The sequence below is a fragment of the Imhoffiella purpurea genome (assembly GCF_000585215.1).
Lineage (GTDB): Bacteria > Pseudomonadota > Gammaproteobacteria > Chromatiales > Chromatiaceae > Imhoffiella > Imhoffiella purpurea.
On sequence record NZ_AONC01000134.1, the window covers coordinates 1 to 1,018 of the forward strand.

At 61.7% G+C, this 1,018-nt stretch carries 1 protein-coding gene; it reads left to right on the plus strand.

Annotation, left to right across the window (positions count from 1 at the left end; translation table 11 throughout):
- Positions 1 to 214 precede the first annotated feature (214 nt).
- Positions 215 to 1,018, plus strand: an 804-nt coding sequence (locus D779_RS20760; RefSeq protein WP_269747409.1) for a reverse transcriptase domain-containing protein, incomplete at its 3' end; no start/stop codon positions are given.

Genomic DNA, 1,018 nt, shown 5'->3' on the forward strand with positions numbered 1-1,018 from the left:
CGCCGCATGCCGAGGGGGTGTCTTATCGGGCATAGTAGTCGGCGATGGGGAAAGCCCATTACATGGCGAAGGACCCGACGGAAGTACGCCGCCTGCAAAGGACACTCGTGCCGGACATGCAGGATCGGAGCACCACGAGCCAACCTCACTACGGGCGATAGCCAATCGAGCGAAGGAGAGCAAACACCATCGCTTTCGCAACCTCTCCGGTGAAGTGAATGCCGAACTCTTGATGCACTGCTGGCACGACTTGAACAAGGATGCGGCCAGCGGCGTCGATGGGCTGACAGCGGCGCAGTATGCCGTTGATCTGGACGGCAACATCACCGACCTGGCCGAGCGCGTGAAGGCCGGACGCTACCGGGCGAAGCTTGTCCGACGCGTCTACATTCCCAAGGAGAACGGAAAGGAAAGGCCGCTGGGCATACCGGCGTTGGAAGACAAGCTGGTGCAATTGGCCTGTGCCAAGCTGCTGGGGGCGATCTACGAGGAAGACTTCCTCGATGGCTCCCACGGCTACCGGCCGGGTCGCAGCGCCAAGCAGGCCGTCTGTGAGCTGACGTTTCAGCTGATGTACGGCTGTTATGGCTATCTGGTCGAGGCCGACATTCGCGGATTTTTCGACGCATTGGACCACGACTGGCTGCTCAAGATGCTCAGTCTCAGGATCGACGATCGGGCCTTTCTCACGCTGATCCGCAAATGGCTCAAGGCCGGGATCCTGGACACCGACGGACAGGTGCTCCATCCCGGGAGCGGGAGTCCCCAGGGCGGCATCATCTCGCCCGTGCTCAGTAACGTCTACCTGCACTACGTGCTCGATCTCTGGTTCGAGCGGCGGGTCAAGCCCCAGTGTCGGGGCGAAGCGCTGCTGTGTCGGTATGCGGATGACTTCGTCTGCGCCTTCCGTTTCCGCGACGATGCAGAGCGGTTCTACCAAGCGCTCCCGCAACGGCTGGAGCAATTTGGCCTCGCCGTGGCGCCCGAGAAGACGCAGGTCGTGCGTTTCAGCCGCTTT